This window comes from Lentzea jiangxiensis, assembly GCF_900104175.1.
Lineage (GTDB): Bacteria > Actinomycetota > Actinomycetes > Mycobacteriales > Pseudonocardiaceae > Lentzea > Lentzea jiangxiensis.
On record NZ_FNIX01000001.1, the window covers coordinates 1,128,274 to 1,145,556 of the forward strand.

Below are 17,283 nucleotides of genomic sequence, written 5' to 3' on the forward strand. Positions count from 1 at the left end.
GGGTTCGGTGAGGGGCGTGCGGCTGCTGCCGGCGGTTCTGGCTCTGCTCGTGATCACGGCGACCCCGGTTCACGCGGCTCCCCGGATCGTCGGCGGCGTCGTGGCGGAGGCCGGTGAGGCGCCGTGGGTGGTGGCCCTGACGTCGTCGGGCGACCAGTTCTGCGGCGGCGCCCTCCTCGGTCCCGGGCAGGTGGTCACGGCGGCGCACTGCGTCGACGGCCGCCCGCCCGCCTCGATCACCGTCGTCGGTGGGCGGCTCGACCTGCGCACCGGCGACGGAGCCACCTCCGCCGTCTCGGCCCACCGGGTCGTGGACGGCTATTCGACGCCCTCGCGCGGCAAGGACCTCGCGGTGCTGACGCTCGCCGAGCCGATGCCCTACGCGCCGTTGCCCGTCGCGCAGTCGTCCGGTGTGTACATGGGCGGCAGCGTCGGCGTCGTGTACGGCTGGGGACGGCAGGCGGAGGACGACGCGGTCAAGAGCCCGTTGCTGCACAAGGCGCACATCCCGATCGTGCCGGACGCACAGTGTGCGGCGGTCCATCCGCGGTACGACGCCGTGGTCATGTTCTGCGCCGGCTACCCGGACGGCGGAATCGACTCGTGCGTCGACGACTCAGGCGGTCCGTTCGTGATCGACGGCAGGCTCGTGGGCATCGTGTCGTGGGGCGTCGGCTGTGCCCGCCCGAACCTGCCCGGCGTCTACACACGCGTCACTACGTACCTGAGCGCAGCCGCCTGACCACGTCCGCCCGATAGCGCAGTCCAGCGCTCTCCGCCCGTTCGACCGCCTTGGCGTACAACGCGTCGTCCTGCGTCAGCGCGGCTTTGCCCGCGAGCGCGCGCACCTCGATGATGCGGAACCCGGCGTCCACCGCGCGACGCAGCACCTCGTCGTACTCGGCGACCGACCGGTTCACCTCCGCGAGCACGAGGCACGCGTCGACCTCGATGAACAGGTCGTCGTCGCCCGCGAGTTCGAGGGCGCGCCCGGCCTGCTCGCGCGCCTCCTCCCGGCGGCCGGCGGCCAGGAGCAGTTCGGCGTACTCGACCCGTGCGGACATCTCGACCGGCCGCAGCCCGTGGCGCTGGGCCAGCAGGACCGCCTCGGTGAACGCGGACTCGGAGTCGGCGTGCCGGTGCTGGGCGGCGAGCACCACGCCCAGGTTGTTCAGGCCGTTCGCGAGGTGCTGCCAGTCGTCGGTCTCGCGCGCCAGCTCGACGGAGCGCCGCAGCATCTCCTCGGCCGAGGAGAGCCCGCCGAGCTCGAGGTCGACCAGGCCGAGGTTGGCGAGACCGCCGATGAGCTGCGCCCGCATGCCGTTCGGCCCGTAGAGCTCGATCGCGGCCGCCAGGTGGTCGCGGGCGCGGTCGAGCTCGCCGAGGTCGTGGCGGATTCCGGCGAGCGTGTTGAGCGCCGTGGCCTCCTGCGCCTGCGCTCCGGCCGCGCGGAACCCGGCGATTGCCCGTTCGCTGTGCTCGACGGCCCGCCGGTGCTCACCGGCACGCCAGTCGAGGAGGGCGAGGCACACCCGCACCGCCGCCGCGCGCTGCCCGGTCTCGCCGGCGTCCAGCGCCGCCTGCGCGATCGTGCGCAGGTCGGCGTACTGGCCGGTGAGCAGCAGGAACGGCCGCATGGCCGCGACCAGCGACGCGTCGGGGCGCTCCACGGCGAGCGCGACGAGGTTCTGCCGTTCCGCCTCGAACCAGGTCATCGCCTCCGCCCTGTCCGCGAACTCCACGGGTTCCGGCACTGGCGGCAGCAGCCGGGTGAAGCCGGCCCGCAACCGCGCCTCGGCGCCGTCGGCGTGCCGCAGGTACCAGTCGAACACCGCTCGCCGGTCCGCGGCGGTGGCCCGTTCGTCGGCGTAGAGGCGCAGCAGATCGTGCAACTGGTAGCGGTCGCCGGTGCGCTGCACCAGGTTCGCCGCGACCAGGTCGTCCACGGCCGGACCGGCCAGACCGGGCGGGACGTCGGGACCGGGCACGGCGCCGAGGAAGTCGAACGTCCGGCGTGCCCTCGACGAGAGCTTGCGGTACGAGAGGTCGAACGCCGCCCGCACCGCCGTGTCGTCTTCTTCGATCTCCAACGCTTCGAGCCGGTGTTCGCGCAGCTCCGCGACGTAGTCCGGCAGGTGCCGGCCGGCGAGGTTCGCCCCGGCGATCCGCAACGCCAGCGGCAGCCGCGCGCACAGCCGGACCAGCTCGCCGGTGTCGCCCTCGACCCGCATGCCCTCCAGCAGCTCGCGTGCTTCCCGTTCCGCCAGCACACCGATCTTGACCTGTGCGAACTGCGGCAGGTCCTGGCGGCTCGTGACCAGCGCGGCGCACCCCGGCGTGGCCGGGAGCAGGGGCGCGATCACCTCGGCGGTGGCGTTGTCGAGCACGACCAGCACCCGCCGGCCCCGCAGCAGCTCGCGGTAGTCGTCGTCCGGCCCGCCGCCGAGCGCCTTCACGAACCGCGCCTGCGCCTGCTCGACGGTCGTCGACGGACCGGTGGAGAAGCCGCGCAGGTCCACGTACAGCTGACCGTCGGGGAACCTCCCGCGCAGCCGGTGCGCCTCGCGGATCGCGAGCGCGGTCTTGCCGACACCGGGCAGGCCGGTGATCGCCCGCACCGGGGCGTCGAGCAGCTCCAGCCGCGCCAGCTCCTCCTCCCTGCCGACGAAGTCGGGCAGGTCGGCGGGCAGCTGGCACGGCGCGGGCGGGCGCGGCACGAGCCGGTACCCCGTCGGTTCGGTGATCACCTGCTCCGTGGCGCGGAGTCTGCTGACCAGCGTGCGCAGCGCCGCCCGGGGGTGCTTCGGCGGTTCGGCCGGCCAGACCCGCGCCGCCAGCACGTCGAACGGGACGGGGTCACCGGGACGCTCGGCCAGCGCGTCGCGCAGGGCCCGCAGTCGATCCACCACGTGATCGATCGTAGGGAAGTCGTGCCGGGAGGCGCGCCGCTCCCGAGATCGCCTAGACCACTAGGCCCACGGACATGGTCAGGAAGACCGCGGCGCAGACCGCGTCCAGCGCCGTCGTGACACCGGGGCGCTTCAGCCGTCCGGCGACGCGCGACGCCGCCAGCACGATCATCAGCTCCCAGACGGCCGCCAAACCGAGGAACAGCGCCGCCAGCATCGCGAGCTGCGGTGCCGGTTCACCCGATCCGATGAACTGCGGCAGGAACGCCAGCGAGAACAGGATCATCTTCGGGTTCGTGATGTTGGTCAGGAAGCCCTGCCGGAACGGCCGGTCGCCGACGACCTCCTCCGGCTCGCCGCCGGAGCGCCTGAGCAGACCGCGCGTGATGGAAACGGCCAGGTAGAGCAGGTAGCCGGCGCCGATCCAGCGCAGCGCGATGAGCACCATCGGGTACTGCGCGAGCACCACGCCGAGACCCGAGATGACCAGCGCCACCTGGACCGCCGCGGCCGTGTGGATGCCGCCCAGCGCGAGCAGTCCGGCGCGGGTGCCGGAGCGCAGTGACGTGCGCAGCAACAGGAACGCGTCAACACCGGGGGTCACGATGACGACCGCGCACGCGATGAGAAAGGCCGGAACCTGGCCGAAGTCGAACAACACCGTACATACCCCCGTGATCTGCGCCACTAGCCGTAAAATCTACGGCCAGCCGGGACACTAACACGAGAATCTCCGGTTTTGACGCCGTCCCAGCGCCATCGCTACGGTTGGTGACCGATCGTCCACCTGGCGCAACGAGGAGTGGTCCGTGAGGGGTAAGCGGTGTGCCGTGCTGATGGCGGTGATCGCGCTGGTCAACGGCGCCACGACCGCCGATGCGATCGTCGGGGGGACACCCGCGCGGGTGGCGGACACCCCGTGGGTTGTGGCGATCACCACCACGGACGGTCAGCTGATCTGCGGCGGTGCGCTCGTCGCCCCGGACAAGGTCGTGACGGCCGCCCACTGCGTCACCGCGAAGGGCGTCGTCGGCGAGAACCAGCGCCCGGCGGAGCAGTTGCGCGTGGTCGCCGGCCGCACCGACCTGAAGGGGGAACAGGAGGGCGTCGAGGCGGCGGTCGCGAGCGTGTGGCGCCACCCCGACTACCGCGAGGTCACGAAGGGCGACGACGTGGCGGTGCTGACGCTCGCCCGCACCGTGCCGTACCGGACGATCGCGCTCGGCGAGCGCGGGGACGACGGCGTCGTGCTGGGCTGGGGCCGCACGTCCGAGAACTCCGCGCCCGCGATGTCGTTGCGCCAGGTGACGGTGCCGGTGCTGTCCGACCAGGAGTGCCTGCTCAAGGAACCGGCCTACCGGCAGGGCGCGATGCTGTGCGCCGGGCGGGGTGGCCGCGACGCGTGCACCGGCGACTCGGGCGGACCGCTCGTGGTGCGCGGCAGGCTCGCGGGCGTCGTGTCGTTCGGCCGCGGCTGCGCCCGTCCCGACGAGCCCGGTGTCTACACCAGGCTGGCTCACTACCGGCAGGCGCTGGGCTTCTGATATCCAAGGTTCGGTGCGAACCACACAGTTTCCGGCCACCCTGCGCCGCCAGTGGGGACTCGACCTGAGCCCCGCCCAGCTCTACGCGATCCTGCGGCTGCGCCAGGACGTCTTCGTCGTCGAGCAGAGCTGCGTCTACGCCGACGTGGACGGGCGTGACCTCGACCAGGGCACACGGCACTTCTGGCTGGAGGCAGAGGGGTCGCACGACCCGCTCGCGTACCTCAGGCTCCTGGAGGAGCCCGACGGCACGTTCCGCATCGGACGAGTCGCCACCGCGCGCATGGCCCGCGGCCGTGGCTACAGCCGTCGCCTCATGCAGGCCGCGCTCGTGGACGTGGGCACCACGCCGTGCGTGCTCGACGCGCAGACGTACGTCGCGGACTTCTACGCGTCGTTCGGGTTCGTCGCCGAGGGCGCCGAGTTCATGGACGACGGGATCCCACACCTGCGGATGCGGCGCTCTCCCTGATCACGCGCACCGCGCGCTCGATCTCGGCCTCGGTCAGGTCGGCGCGCGCGGTGAGCCGCAACCTGCTGACGCCGTCCGGCACCGACGGCGGCCGGAAGCAGCCGACGACCACGCCGCTCGCCCGGCAGTTCTCGGCCCACTGGAACGCCTGCTCCGGGCTCGGCGCCCGCACGCTCACGACGGCGGCGGTGGGCGTGCTGACCTGGAAACCGGCCTCCTTCAGGCGGTTGCTCAGGTCGTGCGCCACCGTCAGCGCCCGTTCGGGGCGGTCCGGCTCCTCGCGCAGGATCCTGATCGCGGTCAGGGCCGCCGCCGCGCTGCTGGGCGCGAGACCGGTGTCGAAGATGAACGTCCGCGCGGTGTCGATCAAGTGCCTGATCACCCGGCTCGGGCCGAGCACGGCACCGCCCATCGCGCCGAGCGACTTGCTCAGCGTCAGCGTGGTGACCACGTCCGGCGCCTTGATGATCCCCGCCTCGGCGACCGCGCCGCGGCCGCCCGGTCCGACGACACCCAGGCCGTGCGCGTCGTCGACGACCAGCGCCGCCCCGGTCGCGCGGCAGGCCTCGTGCAGCTCGTTCAGCGGGGCGATGTCGCCGTCGACGCTGAACACCGAGTCCGTGACGACGATCGCGCGCCGCTTGCCCCGCGTCTCGAGCGCGTGCCGGACCTTGCCCACGTCGCAGTGGTCCGCGACGACGACGTCGGCCTTCGACAGGCGCGTGCCGTCGATCAGCGACGCGTGGATGTGCTGGTCCGCCACGATCGCCGTGCCGGGACCGGTCAGCGCCGTGACCGCGCCGAGGTTCGCCATGTAGCCGCTGCTGAACACCAGCGCCGACTGCGCGCCGCAGAAGTTCGCGAGCTCGTACTCCAGCTCGTTGTGCAGCTCCGTCGAGCCGGTGACGAGACGCGAGCCCGTCGAGCCCGCACCCCACTTCAGCGTGGCGGCGGCCGCGGCACCCGCGACGCGCTTGTCCCTGGCGAGGCCGAGGTAGTCGTTGCTCGCGAGGTCGAGGTCCGTCGAGTCCGCCGTGCGCGGCCTCACGCGCCGGGTCAGACCCGCCTTGGACCGCGCCTCGGAGCGGACGTCGATCCAGTCGAACGTCGACTCACCGCCACTGGACACTGCCTCGGTTGTGCTCACGGTCACCGCCTGAGTCTCCCATCCGCCGACTAGCGTGCCGCTCGTGGACCTGTTCACCTTCACGCGCGCCGAACTCACCTCACCGGTGCAGTTCGCCGGCGGACGCTGGGTGGTGTCCGCGTACGACGACGTGCGTGCCGTGCTGGCCGACCCGGTCACGTTCCTGCCCGACAACGCGCTGACCGCCGTCACCCCGGTCGCCCCCGCCGCGCTGCGGTCCCTGGTGAGGGCCCGCTTCTCGCTGCCGCCGACGCTCGCGAACAACAGCTCCGCGTCCCACACCCGCCTGCGCAAGCTGGTGGCGTCGTTCTTCACGCCGGCCCGCGTCGCCGCTGCGGAGCCTCGCATCCGGTCCCTGGTTTGGGAACGGCTGGGTGGCACGGATCTCGTGCGCGACCTCGCGTGGGACCTGCCCGCGATCGTGCTGATGGACCTCCTGGGTTGTCCGAATGTTGACATTCCGACGTTGAAGCGGTGGAGCTCCGGCTCGCTGGAGTTCTTCTGGGGCGACATCACCCGCGAACGGCAGCTGGAGCTGGTCGACGACGTCGGCGACTTCCACCAGTGGCTGGTCAAGCGCTACCACGCGCGCGACGGCGAGCTGTTCCGCGCGCTGGCCGACGCCGGGATCTCCGTCGAGGACTCCGCGGGCCTGTGCTACTTCCTGCTGATCGCGGGTCAGGAGACGACGACCCAGCTGCTGTCCACGGCGTTGCGCCGCGCTCTGCGGGACCGCGAGCTGTGGGCGCGGCTGCCGTTGCCCGGTGTCGCGGAGGAGTTCGTCGAGGACGTGCTGCGCACCGAGACGCCCGTGGTGACGTGGCGGCGGCTGACCGCGCGGGAGGTGGTGCTGTCCGGGGTGCGCGTGCCCGCCGGTGCCGAGCTCGTGTTGTTGTTGCGCGGCAAGGAGACCGATCCGCGGCACCTGGCCTTCGGCTACGGCAGGCACTTCTGCCTCGGCGCCGGGCTGGCCCGGCTGGAGGCCGCGGTGACGCTGCGGACGGTGGCCGAGCACGAGCCCTCGCTGCACCTCACCGGGCCTGGTCCGGACTGGCTGAACCTGCTGTCGTTCCGCGCGCCGCGGTCGGTCACGGTCGCGCGATGAGCTCGCCCCTCGTGGTGCGGGCTTCGAGCGCCCGGTGCGCCTCGGCGATCTCGTCGAGCCGGTGGACGTCGCCGAGCACATCGAGTTCCTGCTGGACCAGGGCATGACCGCCGACGAGATCCGGGCGGACGTCATCTCTCTCGCGGACACTCTCGCGACTGAGGTTTGATGCTGGGGTGCTGAACCGCCAACTCTCCGGAATCCGCAAGAAGACGCTGCTGGAAAGCCTCGGCCCCGTGCCGGACGTCGACCCCGACCGGTACGGCGACGGCGGCCCGGTGGAGGCGCTGGAGAAGCGGGTCGCGCAGTTGCTGGGCACCGAGGCGGCGCTGTTCGTGCCCACCGGCACCATGGCGCAGCAGATCGCGCTGCGCTGCTGGGCCGACCGCACCCACAACCCGATCGTGGCGATGCACCCGCGGGCGCACCCGTTGAACCACGAGGACGACGCGCTGACCGTGCTGTCCGGCCTGCGCCCGGTCAAGGTGCGCGACTCCGAGGTGGGCTCCTGCCCCGAGCCGTACGGGACGCTGCTGCTGGAGGTGCCGGACCGCGAGGCCGGGTTCGTCCTGCCGACCTGGGACGAGCTGACCTCGCTCGTGGACCTGGCACGGGAACGGGACGCCGTCGTGCACCTCGACGGCGCACGGCTGTGGGAGAGCACGTACGGCCTCGGCAAGCCGCTGCCCGAGATCGCGGGCCTGTTCGACTCGGTCTACGTGTCGTTCTACAAGTCGCTCGAAGGCGTCTCGGGCGCGGCGCTCGCGGGTTCTCAGGACTTCGTCGACCAGGCGCGCGTCTGGCGGCACCGGTACGGCGGCATGCTGTTCCAGCAGTGGCCCGCCGCCCTGTCGGCGTTGCACGGCCTCGACACCGTGCTGCCCCGGCTGGGCCGGTACGTCGAGCACGCCAAGGTCGTGGCCGCAGCCATGGACCTGCCCGAACCGCACACCCACCAGTTCGCGCTGCACCTGCCGGGCGACCCGGCGCGGCTGACCGAGGTGAGCGGGTCGTTCCTCGGCGGGTTCTGGCGGGACGGGACGCTCGCCAAGACGGAGATCACGGTGGCGGAGCCCGCGCTGGAGTGGACGGCCGACGAGGTCCGGGAGGCCTGGGCGGAGTTCCGGAGCATGATCTAGGGCGACGTCGCTCACCTGGCTGTTGGACCCGGCGGCGCGAAGTGCGACGATGCCGGGGCTGTGAGGGGAGTGCGAGGAAGCCGGTGCGAATCCGGCGCCGTCCCGCGACTGTGACCGGCCCGGCAGGGTCGGGAGTCAGGAACTCATCCCCCTCTTCACCTGACCGCGGGCGTGGACACCCGAGGAAGGACTTCACCGAGCATGTTCCCCTTTTCGGCTGTCGTCGGACATGACGACCTCCGGCTTGCCCTGCTGCTCAACGCCGTTCACCCCGGCATCGGCGGCGTTCTCGTCCGAGGCGAGAAGGGGACCGCGAAGTCGACGATCGTGCGTGCCCTCGCCGCGCTCCTGCCCGACCTGGAGGTGTCGGCGCACTGCCGCTTCGGGTGCGTGCCCGGCAGCGCGGACTGCCCCGACGCGCCGCACGAGGGCGTGGAGCGGCGGCGCGCGAAGCTCGTCGAGCTGCCCGTCGGCGCCACCGAGGACCGGCTGGTCGGGTCGCTCGACCTCGAGAAGGCGCTGACCCAGGGCGTGCGGGCGTTCCAGCCCGGGCTGCTGGCGGCGGCGCACCGGGGTGTGCTCTACGTCGACGAGGTCAACCTGCTGCACGACCACCTGGTCGACCTGCTGCTCGACGCCGCCGCGATGGGACGCGCGCACGTCGAGCGCGAGGGCGTGTCGGTCTCGCACCCGTCGCAGTTCCTGCTGGTCGGCACCATGAACCCCGAGGAGGGCGAGCTGCGGCCGCAGCTGCTCGACCGGTTCGGGCTGACGGTGGCGGTGAAGGCGGCGCGGGACGTCGGCGTGCGCACCGAGGTCATCCGGCGCCGGCTCTCCTACGAGGCGGACCCGGTGGGGTTCGCGCGGAAGTGGGAGGACGAGGACGTCCGGCTGCGGCAGCGGATCGCCGACGCGCGGCACAAGCTGCCCGCGGTGTCCCTCCCGGACGGTGAGCTGCGCCGGATCGCCGCCGTCTGCGCGGCTTTCGAGGTCGACGGCATGCGCGCGGACCTCGTGGTCGCCCGTGCCGCCACGGCCCACGCGGCGTGGCGGGGCGCCGAGCAGGTCGAGGAGCAGGACGTCGAGATCGCGGTCCGGCTCGCGCTGCCGCACCGGCGTCGCCGCGACCCGTTCGACGAGCCCGGCATCGAGGAGCAGCAACTCGAGGACGCCATGCGCCAAGCGGCCGAGCACGCGGAGGACCCCGGGGAGGGGCCGGACGACGACGGGCCGGGTGGTGGCGAGCTGCCCGAACCGCAGGAAGGCCCGAAGGGCGGCGGGAACGCGCCCGGCGACCGTCCGGCACCGGAGCCCGCGCCCGCGTTCAAGGCGCGGCTGCTCGAGGTGCCCGGAGTGGGGGAAGGCGCGCCCGGCAAGCGTTCCAGGGCACGCGCCCGCACGGGCCGGGTCGTGCGTTCGTCCACAGTGGACGGCAGTGGGCTGCACCTGGTCGACACGCTCACGAACGCGGCGCCGCACCAGCGGGCCCGCGGCCGCAGCGGACCGGGACTGCTGCTGACGGCCGCCGACCTCCGCAAGGCGGTCAGGGAGGGCAAGGAGTCGAACCTCGTCCTGTTCGTCGTCGACGCCTCCGGTTCGATGGCGGCGCAGAAGCGGATGTCGGCGGTCAGCGGCGCGGTGATCTCGTTGCTGCGCGACGCCTACCAGCGCCGGGACAAGGTCGGCGTGGTCACGTTCCGCGGCAGCCAGGCCGAGGTCGCGCTGCCTCCGACGACTTCCGTGGACGCGGCGGCGACGCGGCTCAAGAAGATGCGCACCGGAGGGCGGACCCCGCTCGCGGACGGCCTGCTGAAGGCCCACCGGGTGCTGGAGGTCGAACGGCTGAGGGACCCGCGCAAGCGCCCGCTCGTGGTGTTGCTGACCGACGGGCGCGCCACGTCGTCCGGGCTCGGCGGTGATCCGGCCAAGGACGCGCTCAAGGCCGCCGGCCTGCTGGAGCAGACCGCTGTCGTCGTCGTGGACTGCGAACAGGGGCACGTCCGCCTCGGGCTCGCCCAGAAGATCGCCGAGGCGCTGCAGGGCACCTGCGTGCGACTCGAACAGCTGTCCGCCGACCACCTCGCCGGCGTCGTCCGGGCCGCATAAGGAGATCCCGATGCCTCAAGGACAACCCACCGAGGTGCCGAAGGACGGCCTGACCACCCGTCAGCGCCGCAACCGGCCGTTGCTCATGCTCCACACCGGCGAGATGAAGGGGAAGTCGACGTCGGCGTTCGGCCTCGCGCTGCGCGGCTGGAACCAGGGCTGGGACATCGGCGTGTTCCAGTTCGTGAAGTCCGCCAAGTGGAAGGTCGGCGAGGAGTCCGCGTTCAAGGCGCTCGGCCGGCTGCACGACGAGACCGGCGAGGGCGGCGCCGTCGAGTGGCACAAGATGGGCGAGGGCTGGTCCTGGACCCGCAAGCAGGGCACCGAGGACGACCACGCCACCGCCGCGCGGGAGGGGTGGGCGGAGATCGCCCGTCGCATCCGGTCCGAACGCCACGGCCTGTACGTGCTCGACGAGTTCACGTACCCGCTGCACTGGGGCTGGATCGACGTCGACGAGGTGGTCGACACGCTGACGGCCAGGCCCGGTCACCAGCACGTCGTCATCACCGGCAGGTACGCGCCCCGGAAGCTGGTCGACGCCGCTGACCTCGTGGTGGAGATGACCAAGGTCAAGCACCCGATGGACGCCGGGCAGAAGGGCCAGCGGGGGATCGAGTGGTGAACAGGCTGGTCGTCGCCGCCCCGGCGTCCGGCAGCGGCAAGACCACCGTCGCCACCGGCCTGATGGCCGCGCTGCGCCTGGCCGGGTCCCGGGTCGCGCCGTTCAAGGTGGGGCCCGACTACATCGACCCCGGCTACCACGCGCTGGCGACGCGGCGGCCCGGTCGCAACCTCGACCCGGTGATGGTCGGCGAGCACCGGATCCCCGGCCTGTTCGCGCACGGTGCCAAGGGCTGCGACATCGCCGTCGTCGAGGGCGTGATGGGCCTCTTCGACGGCCGCGTCGACACCGCGGGCATCGGCTCGACCGCGCACGTCGCCAAGCTGATCAACGCGCCGGTGCTGTTCGTCGTGGACGCCCGCGGGCAGAGCCGGTCGCTGGCCGCGCTGCTGCACGGGTTCCGCGGCTACGACCCGACGGTCCGGCTCGGCGGCGTCATCCTCAACCAGGTCGGTTCGGAACGGCACGAGCAGGTGCTCAGGTCGGCGTGCGACGAGGTCGGCCTCGACGTGCTCGGCGTGCTGCCCCGCGACCCGCAGTTCTCCCTGCCCTCACGGCACCTGGGCCTCGTGACGGCCGCGGAGCACGGGCCGGAGGCCGTCGCCGCGGTCGACGCGATCGCCGCCGCCGTCGCGAAGCACGTCGACCTCGACGCGGTGCGCAGGCTCGCGTCGTCGGTGCCCTCGATGGCCGTCGCCGCGTGGGAGCCCCGGGTCGGCCGCGTGGAGGACGAGCCGCTGGTCGCGGTCGCCGGGGGAGCGGCGTTCACGTTCGGCTACGCCGAGCACGTCGAGGTGCTGGAGGCCTCGGGCGCCGCGGTCGCCGTCGTCGACCCGCTGAACGACGAGGACCTCCCGGCGGGGACGGCCGGTCTCGTCCTGCCGGGCGGGTTCCCCGAGCAGCACGCGGAAGCCCTGTCGGCCAACGCGAAGCTGCGCGACGCCGTGGCGCGGTTCGCCCGATCGGGCGCTCCCGTGCACGCCGAGTGCGGAGGGTTGCTGTACCTGGCCCGCTCGCTCGACGGGCACCCGATGTGCGGGGTGGTCGACGCCGAGGGGTTCATGACCCCGAAGCTGACCCTGGGCTACCGGGACGCGGTGGCCTCCGCGAGCTCGCCGCTGCACCCGCCGGGCAGCCGCGTGACCGGCCACGAGTTCCACCGGACCCAGCTGTCCACACCGCACTCGGCCCCGCCCGCGTGGCAGTGGCGCGGCGTCGACTCGCGACCCGTCGCCGAGGGGTTCGTGGTGGGCGGCGTGCACGCGTCGTACCTCCACACCCACCCGGCCGGTGATCCGGACGCGGTGGCCCGTTTCGTGCGGGCCTGCCACCCGTTCGTGGCAGGAGTGGCGGACGGTACGGTCTTCGCCTAAGCCTCTCGCCGAAACCCCTGTGGAGCTGTCGTGACGACGACCGGTCGGGTCTCCTTCGTCGGCGCCGGTCCCGGTGCCGCCGACCTCATCACTGTCCGGGGCGCGCGCCGCATCGCGGAAGCCGACGTCGTGATCTGGGCCCCGAGCGCGGTGGACGTCGAGTGCGTCCGCGAGCACGCCCGCCCCGACGCCGACCTCGTCGACTTCTCGCGCGTCACGCCGGAGGAGATCACCGACCTGTACCGCCGTGCCGCGGCCTCGCGCCAGGTCGTCGTGCGCCTGCACGCGGGCGACGCCGCGACCGGTGGTGGCGTCCAGGAGCAGCACGACCTGTGCGTGCGCCTCGGCCTGGAGGTCGAGGTCGTTCCGGGCGTGTCGGTCGTGGCCGCCGCTGCCGCCAGGATCGGCCGCGAGCTCACGCAGACCGAGGCGTCGTCGGCGGTGCTGATCTCGCCGGAGAGCAGCGAGCGCGTCGCCGAGTTCGCGCGGCTGCAGACCACGATGGCCGCGACGGTCTCGGGCGCGCGCACGGGCCAGTTCGTGGAGCAGCTGGTGCAGGGCGGCTACACCACCGAGACGCCGGTCGTCGTCGCGTACAAGGTGAGCCAGACCGACGAGGTCGTCGTGCACACCACGGTGGGCGAGCTCGAGGCGGTCGTGAAGCAGCACAAGCTGTACCGCCCCACGCTGTTCCTGGTCGGCACCGCGGTGAAGGCGCCGGCGCGCCGCGTCTCGGCGCCGGCCACGAGCTCGGCCGACGAGCCCCAGCGCACCGCCCGCCCGACCCGCTGGTCCCGCCGCGCCGCCTCGCGCATCGCGACGCGCGCGGACGAGCCCATCCCGGCGGCGGCCCCCGCGCCCGCCACTCCCGCCGAGCCGAACCCGGCGTGGACGGCGGTCGAGGAGATACAGCAGTCCGTGCGCAAGCCCGCCGAGGAGTCCACGCCCAAGCCGAAGCTGACGGTGGTGGCGGCCGAGAAGCCGAAGCCGCCGACGGTCCGCGCCTCCACGGCCACGGCGAAGAAGAAGCCGGTCGGCCGCAAGTCCAAGCGCACGGCCGGCAACTGAGGCGGAAGCCGTGACAGTCGAGAAGCTGAGGGAGGCGGCGGGCCGCCCGGTCGAGGTCGTCGACGCCGCGGACGGTCTGCGCCCGGCGCTGAACGTGTGCCGTGCCCGTTCCGCCGTGGTCGTGCGGCTGGCCGAGGGTGTGGGACCCGCCGAGATCGGAGCGGGCCTCGCGGGCTGGCGCCGGTCGATGGTCGTGTCGGACGCCGACGGACTGACCACAGTGGACCCGCGTGACGCGGTGACCAGGCGCTGGACCGCGCCGGACGCCGTGTTGTGCCTGGCGGACAACGAGTTCCTCCAGTCCAACGACGGCTGGGCGCTCCCGGACGAGGAGTTCGCGAGCCGCAGCCACGTGCTGGGCGCCGAGGTCCGCGCGTTCGTGCTGGCCCGTCTCGCCCCGCGCCCCGGCGTGCTGGTGTGGGACGTGCTGGCCGGTTCCGGCGCGGTGGGCGTGGAGTGCGCCCGGCTGGGCGCCGCCGTGATCGCGGTCGAGCCGGACCCCGTGCAGTGCGTGCGGATCATCGCGAACGCCTCCGCGCACGGCGTGGACGTCCGCGTCGAGGAGTTCGAGCTGGACGCGCCCTCGTTGCCGCGCCCCGACGCGGTGTTCGTCGGCCGCGGTGAGATCGGCGCGGTCAAGGCCTCCGCCGCCGTGTCGGCCCGCCGGGTCGTGGTGGCGACCGAGAGCGTCGACGAGATCGTGCCGGCGCGCGACGCGCTGGTGGCCGCGGGCTACGAGGTGGAGGGCGTGCACTGGACCGCCTCGCGCCTGCTGGACTCCGGGTTCGCGCCCGCGGTGCCGGTGACCGTGTTGTGGGGGAGCAAGAAGTGAGCGCGGTGGCACCGAGCCGCCCGGCCACCGGACCGTGGGGAAGCAGCAAGTGATCGGTGTGTTCGCCGGGGCCGCCCACCGCGGTGACGCGGCCGACCTGGCAGGCCTGCTCGGCGCCGACGCGGTCGTCCCCGACGGCCCCGTCAAGCTCGCCCTCCGCGGTCTCTGGCCGCGGCTCGACGCCGCCGTGCTGTTCCTGGACGCCGGGTCCGCCGTCCGCCTGATCGCGCCGCTGCTGCGCGACCGGCGCCGCGACCCGGCCGTGGTGTGCGTGGACGAGCACTTCGTCGTCGCGCTGGCCGGGAACGCGGACACGTTCACCCGCCACGTCGCGGACCTGCTGAACCGCACGGCCGTGGTGACGAAGGGACCGTCGATCGACTCGGTGCTCGACGAGCTGGTGGAGCAGCTCGACGCCACCGCGGACGGCGACGTCGAGGCCTGCTTCGCCGCCATCGAGGCGGGCGAGGAGGTCGTGCTGCGCAACCCGTTGAACTTCCCGCTGCCCGCCCTGCCGCCGAACGTCGTGGCGGCCGGCGAGGACGCGACGTGGGTGATCGTCGTCGACGACCGGGCGGCCTCCCGCAAGGAGAACGTGTTGCGGATCGTGCCGCGCACGCTCGTCGTCGGCGTGGGGTCGACGAGGGGCGCGTCGGCCACGAGCGTCGGCGCGGCACTGTCGGAACTGGACGCCCAGGGCGGACTCGACCTGCGCGCCATCAAGGCGTTCGCGACGGCCGACGTCAAGGCGGACGAGCCCGGCATCGTGGACGCCGTGGAGGACTGGGGTTTCTGGCACGGCGACACCGCCGAGCTGCTGACGTTCCCGACCGAGGAGCTGGCGGAGATCGGGGTGCCGAACCCGAGCTCGGTGGTGCGCAACTCGATGGGCACCGCGAGCGTCGCGGAGGCGGCGGCGCTGCGGGGTGCGCGGTCGCTCTGCCACGGCGGCCCGGTCGAGCTGGCGGCGGAGAAGTTCAAGCGGGACAACGTGACCGTGGCCGCGGCTCGGGTGCTGCCGCGCGGCAGGCTCGCGCTGGTCGGGCTCGGTCCGGGCTCCGCCGAGGAACGCACGCCGCGGGCGGAGGCGGAGATCCGGCGCGCGGCGTTCGTGGTCGGGACACCCGAGGCGCTCGACGCCGTGGGACCGATCCTGCGTGCCGGCACCGAGGTCCGCCACGAGGGCGCGGGTGAACTGGCCGCCGCGGGGGCCGCCGTCGCGTTCGTCGCTTTGGGAACCGGTCCCACGCTGGACGGTCCGGTCGCGGCCGACGTGGTCGTCGTTCCCGGGATCGGCTGAGTCAAAAGTCAAGTCCGGCATCTCCGACTAATGGCGGTTATGCCGCCGAATCCTCCCCAGTGACGCTGTGTGCGCCGTTGCTTCACACCCTGCACACACGGCGTCATAGGGAAGGACTGGCAACATGGCGAAAACCCTGCATCGCCTGATCATGTCTGTCTTGGTGTCCGCTCTCGCGAGCATCTTCTTCGTCGCTCCGCCCGCCAGCGCGGGCGACGTGTCGCCGATGATCGTCGGTGGCACGCGCGCCAGCACGTCGACCTACCCGTGGGTCGTCTACCTGGCGTCGACGACCGGCTCGCAGTTCTGCGGTGGCACTCTGGTGAAGGCCAACAAGGTCGTCACCGCCGCGCACTGCGTCTCCGGCCGCTCCGCCTCCAGCACCCGTGTGGTGCACGGGCGTGACGACAAGCAGAGCACCGCGGGCACCGTCGCGAGCGTCACGCGCATCTGGGTGCACCCGAGCTACCGCAGCGCGACGTCCGGCTACGACGTGGCGGTGCTGACGCTGGACCGCGACATCAGCTCGGCCACCCTGCCGCTCGCCACGCCGGCCGACACGGCGCTCTACGCGGCCGGCAACTCCGCGCTGATCCTCGGCTGGGGCACCACGTCCTCCGGTGGCTCGGCCTCGCGGTACCTGCTCAAGGCCAACGTGCCGCTGACGTCGGACTCGACCTGCAAGACCGCGTACTCGCAGTACAGCAACACCTCGATGGTGTGCGCGGGCTTCCCGCAGGGCGGCGTCGACACCTGCCAGGGCGACTCCGGTGGTCCGCTGGTCTACGGCGGCAAGCTGATCGGTGCCACGTCCTGGGGCCGTGGCTGTGCCTCGGCGGGCTACCCCGGCGTGTACGCGCGCATCGCGTCGTACAACTCCGTGATCACCGCTCAGCTCTAGGTCTCCGGTTGCGGGGTGCGTGCTCCGGCACGCACCCTGCACGCATGGCTGATCTCGAAGCTGTTCCCGAGGACTGGTCGAGCGCCCTGGTCGTCGTCGCTCACCCCGATGACATGGAGTACGGCGGTGCGGGCGCCATCGCTCGGTGGACCGCCCAAGGCAAGAAGATCGCGTACCTGCTCGCGAGCCGTGGCGAGAACGGCATCGACTCGATGGACCCGGACGTCTGCGCGCCGTTGCGCGTCGAGGAGCAGATCGCGTCGTGCGCGGCCGTCGGCGTGACCGAGGTCGAGTTCCTGGACCACCCGGACGGCACCATCGAGTACGGCGTCCCGCTGCGGCGCGACATCACGGCCGCCCTCCGCCGCCACCGCCCGGAGTTCGTCATCACCGGCAACTTCCGCGAGACCTGGCCGGGCGGCGGGCTCAACATGGCCGACCACGTCGCCGTCGGCCGCGCGACCGTCGACGCCGTGCGGGACGCGGGCAACCGCTGGATCTTCCCGGAGCTCGGCCTGGAGAAGTGGGACGGCGTCAAGTACGTCGCGGCGGCGTCTTCGCCGTTGGCGACGCACGCCGTGGACATCACCGCCTCGTTCGACGCCTCCGTGGCCTCGCTGCGCGCTCACAAGGCGTATCTGGAGGCGTTGAGCGGCGACATGGCCGAGCCGGAGCCGTTCCTCCGTTCGATGGCGGAAGCCGCGGGGAAGAGGTTCGGAGGCGTCCTCGCGACCTCGTTCGAGCTCCTGCCGCTGTGACCAT

The 17,283-nt window shown here is 72.8% G+C and carries 17 protein-coding genes and 1 riboswitch; of the genes, 14 read left to right on the top strand and 3 right to left on the bottom strand.

The window, feature by feature from the left end; genetic code table 11:
- Nucleotides 1–16: 16 nt before the first annotated feature.
- Nucleotides 17–742, top strand: coding sequence for a S1 family serine peptidase (locus BLQ91_RS05600; protein WP_245733138.1), 726 nt, complete (start codon nucleotides 17–19; stop codon nucleotides 740–742).
- Here the strand turns inward: BLQ91_RS05600 and BLQ91_RS05605 are convergent.
- Together BLQ91_RS05605 and BLQ91_RS05610 are read right to left on the bottom strand one after the other, a co-directional pair.
- Nucleotides 717–2,909 carry an ATP-binding protein gene (locus BLQ91_RS05605; RefSeq protein WP_090095513.1) on the bottom strand — a complete coding sequence of 731 codons (2,193 nt, stop codon included), beginning with the start codon at nucleotides 2,907–2,909 and terminating at the stop codon, nucleotides 717–719. The two genes, BLQ91_RS05600 and BLQ91_RS05605, sit on opposite strands and share 26 nt — an antisense overlap.
- A gap of 52 nt (nucleotides 2,910–2,961) precedes the next feature.
- The gene (locus BLQ91_RS05610; protein ID WP_245733139.1) at nucleotides 2,962–3,597 is read right to left on the bottom strand and encodes a LysE family translocator; all 636 of its coding nucleotides are present in this window, start codon (nucleotides 3,595–3,597) and stop codon (nucleotides 2,962–2,964) included.
- 121 nt (nucleotides 3,598–3,718) lie between these two features.
- Between BLQ91_RS05610 and BLQ91_RS05615 the strand changes: the two genes are divergently transcribed.
- A complete protein-coding gene (locus BLQ91_RS05615) occupies nucleotides 3,719–4,453 on the top strand; it encodes a serine protease (RefSeq protein ID WP_245733141.1) in 735 nt (244 codons plus the stop codon).
- Nucleotides 4,454–4,466: 13 nt separating this feature from the next.
- Nucleotides 4,467–4,925 carry a GNAT family N-acetyltransferase gene (locus BLQ91_RS05620; RefSeq protein WP_090095515.1) on the top strand — a complete coding sequence of 153 codons (459 nt, stop codon included), beginning with the start codon at nucleotides 4,467–4,469 and terminating at the stop codon, nucleotides 4,923–4,925.
- Here the strand turns inward: BLQ91_RS05620 and BLQ91_RS05625 are convergent.
- Nucleotides 4,879–6,078, bottom strand: coding sequence for an 8-amino-7-oxononanoate synthase (locus BLQ91_RS05625; protein ID WP_245733143.1), 1,200 nt, complete (start codon nucleotides 6,076–6,078; stop codon nucleotides 4,879–4,881). The genes BLQ91_RS05620 and BLQ91_RS05625 overlap by 47 nt on opposite strands.
- 37 nt (nucleotides 6,079–6,115) lie before the next feature.
- Here BLQ91_RS05625 and BLQ91_RS05630 point away from each other — a divergent pair, with 37 nt between their 5' ends.
- The 11 genes from BLQ91_RS05630 (at nucleotide 6,116) to BLQ91_RS05675 (ending at nucleotide 17,279) form a co-directional block, all read left to right on the top strand.
- Entirely contained in the window at nucleotides 6,116–7,177 is a 1,062-nt protein-coding gene (locus BLQ91_RS05630; RefSeq protein WP_218130155.1) for a cytochrome P450 family protein, read from the top strand.
- Nucleotides 7,178–7,211: 34 nt separating this feature from the next.
- Nucleotides 7,212–7,346, top strand: a complete 135-nt coding sequence (locus tag BLQ91_RS43300) for a hypothetical protein (protein ID WP_281199244.1) — start codon at nucleotides 7,212–7,214, stop codon at nucleotides 7,344–7,346.
- A 7-nt stretch (nucleotides 7,347–7,353) separates the two neighbouring features.
- Nucleotides 7,354–8,316 carry a threonine aldolase family protein gene (locus tag BLQ91_RS05635; RefSeq protein WP_218130156.1) on the top strand — a complete coding sequence of 321 codons (963 nt, stop codon included), beginning with the start codon at nucleotides 7,354–7,356 and terminating at the stop codon, nucleotides 8,314–8,316.
- Nucleotides 8,317–8,389: 73 nt separating this feature from the next.
- Nucleotides 8,390–8,461, top strand: a riboswitch (cobalamin riboswitch).
- Nucleotides 8,462–8,517: 56 nt separating this feature from the next.
- Nucleotides 8,518–10,422, top strand: coding sequence for a putative cobaltochelatase (locus BLQ91_RS05640; RefSeq protein WP_090095518.1), 1,905 nt, complete (start codon nucleotides 8,518–8,520; stop codon nucleotides 10,420–10,422).
- A 10-nt stretch (nucleotides 10,423–10,432) separates the two neighbouring features.
- Nucleotides 10,433–11,047, top strand: coding sequence for a cob(I)yrinic acid a,c-diamide adenosyltransferase (cobO, locus tag BLQ91_RS05645; RefSeq protein WP_090095519.1), 615 nt, complete (start codon nucleotides 10,433–10,435; stop codon nucleotides 11,045–11,047).
- Nucleotides 11,044–12,420 carry a cobyrinic acid a,c-diamide synthase CobB gene (locus BLQ91_RS05650; protein ID WP_176959572.1) on the top strand — a complete coding sequence of 459 codons (1,377 nt, stop codon included), beginning with the start codon at nucleotides 11,044–11,046 and terminating at the stop codon, nucleotides 12,418–12,420. The genes cobO and BLQ91_RS05650 overlap by 4 nt, the downstream gene beginning before the upstream one ends.
- Before the next feature lie 30 nt (nucleotides 12,421–12,450).
- Entirely contained in the window at nucleotides 12,451–13,488 is a 1,038-nt protein-coding gene (locus BLQ91_RS05655; RefSeq protein ID WP_090095520.1) for a cobalt-precorrin-4/precorrin-4 C(11)-methyltransferase, read from the top strand.
- A gap of 10 nt (nucleotides 13,489–13,498) precedes the next feature.
- On the top strand, nucleotides 13,499–14,320 hold the full coding sequence (locus tag BLQ91_RS05660) for a hypothetical protein (protein ID WP_090095521.1): 822 nt from the start codon (nucleotides 13,499–13,501) through the stop codon (nucleotides 14,318–14,320).
- Between the two features lie 49 nt (nucleotides 14,321–14,369).
- On the top strand, nucleotides 14,370–15,620 hold the full coding sequence (locus BLQ91_RS05665; protein WP_090095522.1) for a cobalamin biosynthesis protein: 1,251 nt from the start codon (nucleotides 14,370–14,372) through the stop codon (nucleotides 15,618–15,620).
- Between the two features lie 151 nt (nucleotides 15,621–15,771).
- Nucleotides 15,772–16,521, top strand: a complete 750-nt coding sequence (locus tag BLQ91_RS05670; protein WP_245733145.1) for a S1 family peptidase — start codon at nucleotides 15,772–15,774, stop codon at nucleotides 16,519–16,521.
- Nucleotides 16,522–16,565: 44 nt separating this feature from the next.
- The gene (locus BLQ91_RS05675; protein WP_090095524.1) at nucleotides 16,566–17,279 is read left to right on the top strand and encodes a PIG-L deacetylase family protein; all 714 of its coding nucleotides are present in this window, start codon (nucleotides 16,566–16,568) and stop codon (nucleotides 17,277–17,279) included.
- Nucleotides 17,280–17,283: the final 4 nt, after the last annotated feature.